Origin of the sequence: Brunnivagina elsteri CCALA 953 (assembly GCF_002289455.1) — a bacterium.
Taxonomy (GTDB): Bacteria; Cyanobacteriota; Cyanobacteriia; order Cyanobacteriales; family Nostocaceae; genus Brunnivagina; species Brunnivagina elsteri.
Map to the genome: position 1 here is coordinate 1 of NZ_NTFS01000375.1, position 6,465 is coordinate 6,465.

Consider the following 6,465-nt stretch of genomic DNA (forward strand, 5'->3'; position numbering starts at 1 on the left):
TTTAGATATTTGGGGTAAAAAAGAGAAATTGCTTAGTTCAATAGTAATATGAAAAAACAAGCGATCGCAATTTAGGAGAAAATCTAACATCCAGCTAGGAATATCCCACTTTGTTTATATTTCATAATGCCATAATTCTTGTGCTTGCACGAGAGTCATATGCATTGGTAAACGCTGAATCATGCCCTGCTCTTCTAACTGAGCTAAAACGCAAGTGAGTGATGAGGGCGCAACTTTACGACCACTATGACGTAAAACTCCAAAAGTCTGCTCCAAATCATTGTTAGTTCTAGGTAAATTATAAGCTCTGACTAAGTGTTGCCCCAAAACTGTTTCGATGTTTATCGCTACATCATCTTCTGAACTACCTAAGATACTTACCATATCGGCTAATCGGTCATCGCTACAATCTTTGTCAGATATTTTCCATCAATAAGTCATTAGCAAATGATAGCTAAAAACAAAAACACCCAAGCTGCGATTTGCTAAATTATTCCCTCTCATATATTTTGCCACTTAGGGTTGCACCGATTTAATTTCACAACAAGTGTGAAATTATTCTGTCGGTTCGCATAGCCCCCTCTGGACTACAATCATGAGGAAATATCAGCTTTCGAGTTGGGTGTTGTTGTTAGTTGACGAGACAGATGATTTAACAGTTTTTTTCTCCTTAAATCGAATTGGACTTTTTAGTCTTATCTTGACTGTTTTATCTGTCAGGGAAGCTTTTTATTTGCTTCTATTATTAAGTTAGCACTGTTAGAACGAGATGATTTACATTAGCAAGAAAACTTTACTTTGATAGTTGGCTTATTTTTTAATTTCATGTGTTTTGGTGGAGCGCTAATTCTAGGATAGTTGGATTTTGAAGAAGTTTAGTTACGTGCGATACCTAGCTCCTACCCTAGCCCTAAGAGGGCGGCTACGCCAACGGTAAGCTACGCTAACGCAATCCTAGTTAGTAGACATCTCCGAAAATTAATATTCATACCCCTCTCCATAGCAGGGATGATTCATCTATTACTTGTTATTCTCCCCCATCACTACTAGGTGCGATCGCAGGTGCAGATTCCTGACTACGACGCAAGGCATTCCGTAACCTACTACCGCTATCTGATGGCTGACTAGGTTGATTTATACTTCGTCTTTTTCTACGAATGGGAGTTTGTTGGGTTCCTGATGTTCTCACGTCGGCTGTTACTTCCCGTCTTCTCCGTCTTGGTGCTTCATCTCCAGAACTATTTTCTGCATTGCGATTTCTCTCGGAACTTCTTGCCTGTCGAGGTGTCGTTTCTTCCGAGTTCCCAGTATTAACCGGAGTTTGTCGCTTTAAGCGACGGCTTAATCTACTACTTCTTGACTCTTCGGAACTTGAAGAGGATGTGTCTGTGTTTCTCTGTCTTCTTGATGTCGATTGAGGCTCTGGATTATTATTTACAGTTTCCAACCTTCGTCTGCGACGGGGAGTTTCCTGAGAAGAATTATTATCAGTAGAAGATGTTGCTACTTGTTGCTGCTTCTGTTTTTCCGCTCGCTGCCGTTGCCGTTCGCGAACTTCGCGATTGCGACGCGAACCTTGTATGGAATATTCAGTCGCTATTTTTACTCCTTCTCTGCCAACTTCAGAAGGTTTTAACTTCCATCCTCGTGCTTGCCGGAGATGTTCTTCATCCAAATCGCTATCGCCACTAGAATTGACAACCCGCGCATTCGTGACATTTCCATCCTTGTCGGTATCAACTGCTACTTCTACCCTTCCTTCTGCTTTTCGTCTCCTAGCACTATCAGAATACTTCACTTTACAATCACGACAAGCTGCACGCCCATCTAAGGAGCCTTCAGGACTCCCGTTACGCCCTGGTTTTTCGATTTCTGTTGGTGCTGTCGCTATTTCCCGTTTGCGGCGTTCTGAGGTTCCGGGTCTATTGCCGTTTCCCGTTCCAGTACCACTTCCATTCCCATCACCATTATTACCCGTGCCATTCCCCGTACCATTTCCCAAGGCAAGGGGGGAATTACCACCTCCTGCTGGGCTGTTAGACTCGGAAGAACCATTACCCGTGTTTCCGGTGTTTGCTTCACTGGCTCTAGTATCTCGAATTCTGCCTAATGTATTCCTTAGATTCTCACTACTCTTTTGCGTATTCGTAGATGATTGTATGGGTGCGGTCTGTTTTGATACAGGCGTGGTAAAAGGTTGGGTATCTTGATTTGGTGTATTTTCTCTGGGTGTAGTGTTAACAGGTTTTTGAGAAACTATGAAGTCTTCTTTTCCTGGTTGGGGTTTGAAGTTCTCGACGATTTTTTGAACTGGGGTAGTTGCCGACTTTTCAACTGGTTTTTCGACTGACTTTTCAACTTGAACAGGTTCTTGTTGGGGAATTGGAGGAGTTACAGGGATTTGCGTCTGCACCTTGGGAGCAACGGAACCATCACCAGAATTTCCCCCTGATGATGTCATAATTTCTCCAGCATTATTACCGAGAGCAAGCTTTTCTGGCTTCTTTTCCTCCAATGGTAAGGGTGTTTCCTTAACTTCCGGCTCCACAAAAGTCAATTCGATTGGTTCTTCTTCTAGTTCCGGTACTCGAACCAAAAAATTGCCCACACCAGATGCAAGAACAACAGCGTGTAGCACTAACGATGCGATCGTGCTAAAAGTCAGAAATGACTTGAGTGCTTTAAACTCTTTTTCTCGCTGCTCGACTGCAATACTGGAGAAACTCATAAGTTTAATTAATATTTATTTTCGCTAATCTTATACAGATTAAAGTAATTAAACGGAAATGTAAAGCAATAACGTATACTACTTTTTACCCACCAAGATTATGAATAATAGACATCGACCGAATTTAATGATGCGTTTCCTAGAACCTTTGTAGAAACCTAGCATTGCTACATCTCTACGTCTTTTCCGGAGATGTCTAATGGGTTTAATTCAGCAAAGTAGAGTAATTAGGTAAAATTTTACAAATAACTTAAGTTGTATTTGTCTGAATATTAAGTTTTATTAATCACTTGACTTGGATTTTGGTTTGTTTTACTGTTTATTGATAATTATAGCGTTTATAGCTATGACAAGCATAGAAATCAATGTCTAAGTTATTAACCACCTAGGGATAAAAGATGGGAATAAGTAAGCTGTTTAGTGCTGGTGGCGTGGTAATGTGGCCCCTGCTAGCTTTTAGTGTGGTTGCGATCGCATTAATTATAGAGCGGATTCGTTTCTGGTATCGCGTCAACACTCGTCAAAGTCGGATAGTGCGTGAGGTGCTGAATCTTTATCGTCTGGAGAATGTTGTTGGTGCAGTGGATAAACTGCGAAAAAATGTAGATTTACCAATTGCACGGGTTTTTCTTTCGGCATTGGAGTTGGAAGAAGCGAATCCAGAAGAGTTTCGTCTGGCTTTGGAAAGCGAAGCACAAGCAGAAATTCCTGTCCTCAAGAGGTTTAGCAATATATTTGATACTATCATTGCTCTTGCACCTTTGTTCGGGTTGTTAGGAACAGTTTTAGGATTAATAGATTCGTTTGCATCGTTGAATTTGGGAGATGTGGGAGGAACGAAAACAGAAGGTGTTACCAGTGGGATTAGTGCAGCGCTGGTATCTACAGCATCAGGACTAGTTGTGGCGATTTTTGTACTTTTATTTGCCAACACATTTCGTGGATTCTACCAGCGTCAAATCGCTTTCCTCCAAGAATATGGTGGACAGCTAGAGTTGTTATTCCGTCGTCGCTACGAACGTGGAGGAGAGAGGACTTATGCGACTACCAGATGAACCCGATATTCCTGCACAGATAAATATCGTGCCAATGATAGATGTGATATTTGCGATTTTGACATTTTTTATTATGTCAACATTATTTTTAACTAGGCAGGAAGGACTACCCGTGAATCTACCTAAGGCTGCAACCGCCCAGCAGTCACAAATTCCGACTAAAATTACTGTGACGGTGGAGCAAAACGGACAGGTAAGTTTGAATAAAAAACCAACAACAACTGAAGCTTTAACGGAACAGATACGGTTATTGATGGGGACAAATCCAGAATCAGTGGTTGTAATTAATGCTGATGCAAAAGTCGAACATGGAAATATTGTCACCGTCATGGATAAAGTGCGTCAGGTTAAAGGTGCAAAATTAGCGATCGCAACTCAGAAACCTTAATCAAAAATAATGAGTAAATCAGCTTCCTCTGCAACCAGGGGAATTTTCTCATCTTTATCACCAATTAGAGGTTCAATTTAGGTTTGCTGGTTCTGCTAGCATATTTGATATTGAGCGTTACCTTTGGTAATGGGGGAGAGTGAAAAACTACGAAAAAAAGGTTATGGGTTACACATGATTAATTTTCACTCCTATTATCTAATGCGATCGCACTTGCTTTTTTCGAGTTTTTCTTTTTCCTGCTCGACATGGCAGGTAAAAATCTCCAATAACAGCGTTTTGACGAATAAAGCATTAAAATACATTAAGCCTATTCTTCTTTTTATCTTGGTTGCTAAATAAAGCAAATTAACGTATATGACTGACGTTCCCGCAGCTCGCATCCGCAACTTTTGCATCATTGCCCACATCGATCACGGAAAATCTACCCTCGCTGACCGCTTGTTACAAGTTACAGGAACTGTGGAACAACGGCAAATGAAGGAACAGTTTCTCGATAATATGGACTTGGAACGGGAGCGTGGCATTACAATTAAGCTGCAAGCTGCCCGGATGAATTACAAGGCAAAAGATGGTCAAGAGTACGTACTGAATTTAATTGATACCCCCGGACATGTGGATTTTTCCTATGAAGTATCCCGCAGTCTCGCAGCTTGTGAAGGGGCTTTGTTAGTCGTGGATGCATCGCAAGGTGTAGAAGCACAAACCTTGGCAAACGTTTATTTAGCCTTGGAACATGACTTAGAAATTATCCCAGTTTTAAATAAAATTGACTTACCTGGGGCAGAACCTAGTCGGGTAGCTGGGGAAATCGAGGAAATTATCGGTTTGGATTGTAGTGGTGCTATTCTCGCTTCTGCAAAGGAAGGTATCGGAATTGACGAAATTCTCGAAACCATTGTGGAGAAAGTACCACCTCCAAAAGATACCGTCAATGATAAGTTACGTGCTTTGATTTTTGATAGCTATTACGACAGTTATCGAGGAGTAATTGTCTATTTCCGGGTGATGGATGGCAAGCTCAAGAAAAAAGATAAAATTTACCTGATGGCATCGGGTAAGGAATTTGAGATTGACGAAATTGGCATACTTGCACCCACCCAAAAACAAGTTGATGAACTCCACGCTGGGGAAGTAGGCTATTTATCTGCCTCAATTAGGGCTGTTGGAGATGCCAGGGTTGGAGACACAATTACCCTATCCAGTGCTAAATCAATTGAAGCTTTACCGGGTTATGCAGAAGCGAATCCGATGGTATTTTGCGGCATGTTCCCCATTGATGCCGATCAATTTGAGGATTTGCGGGAAGCATTAGATAAACTTAGTCTCAACGATGCAGCACTGCACTTTGAACCGGAAACATCAAGCGCAATGGGTTTTGGATTCCGTTGTGGGTTCTTGGGTTTGCTACACATGGAAATTGTCCAAGAACGCTTGGAACGGGAGTATAATCTCGATTTGATTATTACCGCTCCTTCAGTGGTGTATAAGGTCATTACCCTCAAAGGTGAAGAACTTTACATAGACAATCCTAGTCGTTTACCGTCACCCAACGAACGGCAACATATCGAAGAACCCTATGTCAAAGTTGAGATGATTACACCAGAGATATATGTGGGGACATTGATGGAGTTGTCACAAAACCGTCGGGGTATATTCAAAGACATGAAATATCTAACCCAGGGACGTACCACATTAACCTACGAATTACCGTTAGCAGAGGTTGTCACGGACTTTTTCGACCAAATGAAATCGCGATCGCGCGGCTATGCAAGTATGGAATATCACCTAATTGGCTACCGCGAAAACCCACTGGTGAAGCTGGATATAATGATTAATGGCGACCCTGTGGACTCGTTAGCAATGATTGTCCACCGCGATAAAGCTTATAATTTAGGGAGATCGATGGCTGAAAAGTTGAAAGAATTGATTCCCCGACATCAATTTAAAGTGCCAATTCAAGCATCAATTGGTAGTAAAGTTATTGCCAGTGAACATATTCCCGCATTACGGAAAGACGTACTCGCGAAATGTTACGGTGGTGACATTAGCCGCAAGAAGAAACTATTGCAGAAACAGGCTAAAGGTAAGAAGCGGATGAAATCGGTTGGTACGGTTGATGTTCCCCAGGAAGCATTTATGGCTGTGTTGCGATTAGATCAACAATAGAACCATACCAGTAGGGGCAAACGGTTGTTTGCTCTCTTTATTTTATTGGGGCAAAAAGTAAGCACTGAGTTAGGGAATTTTGATCGTAAAATCAATCGACTGCCATTAGACGGCGCAAAAACTTG

5 protein-coding genes are annotated in these 6,465 nt (G+C 41.7%); 3 read left to right on the top strand and 2 right to left on the bottom strand.

From position 1 onward, the window contains the following. Positions 1-114 precede the first annotated feature (114 nt). A complete protein-coding gene (locus CK510_RS24210; protein ID WP_095724109.1) occupies positions 115-384 on the bottom strand; it encodes a hypothetical protein in 270 nt (89 codons plus the stop codon). Positions 385-1,027: 643 nt separating this feature from the next. Next, on the bottom strand, positions 1,028-2,728 hold the full coding sequence (locus CK510_RS24215) for an energy transducer TonB (RefSeq protein ID WP_095724110.1): 1,701 nt from the start codon (positions 2,726-2,728) through the stop codon (positions 1,028-1,030). A 398-nt stretch (positions 2,729-3,126) separates the two neighbouring features. Here CK510_RS24215 and CK510_RS24220 point away from each other — a divergent pair, with 398 nt between their 5' ends. The 3 genes from CK510_RS24220 to lepA all read left to right on the top strand — a co-directional run bounded on the left by CK510_RS24220 (position 3,127) and on the right by lepA (position 6,340). Continuing rightward, a complete protein-coding gene (locus CK510_RS24220) occupies positions 3,127-3,783 on the top strand; it encodes a MotA/TolQ/ExbB proton channel family protein (RefSeq protein ID WP_095724111.1) in 657 nt (218 codons plus the stop codon). Next, complete coding sequence (locus tag CK510_RS24225) at positions 3,767-4,171, top strand: ExbD/TolR family protein (protein ID WP_095724112.1); 405 nt, start codon at positions 3,767-3,769, stop codon at positions 4,169-4,171. The genes CK510_RS24220 and CK510_RS24225 overlap by 17 nt, the downstream gene beginning before the upstream one ends. Positions 4,172-4,528: 357 nt before the next feature. Then, complete coding sequence (gene lepA / locus CK510_RS24230; protein ID WP_095724113.1) at positions 4,529-6,340, top strand: translation elongation factor 4; 1,812 nt, start codon at positions 4,529-4,531, stop codon at positions 6,338-6,340. Positions 6,341-6,465: the final 125 nt, after the last annotated feature.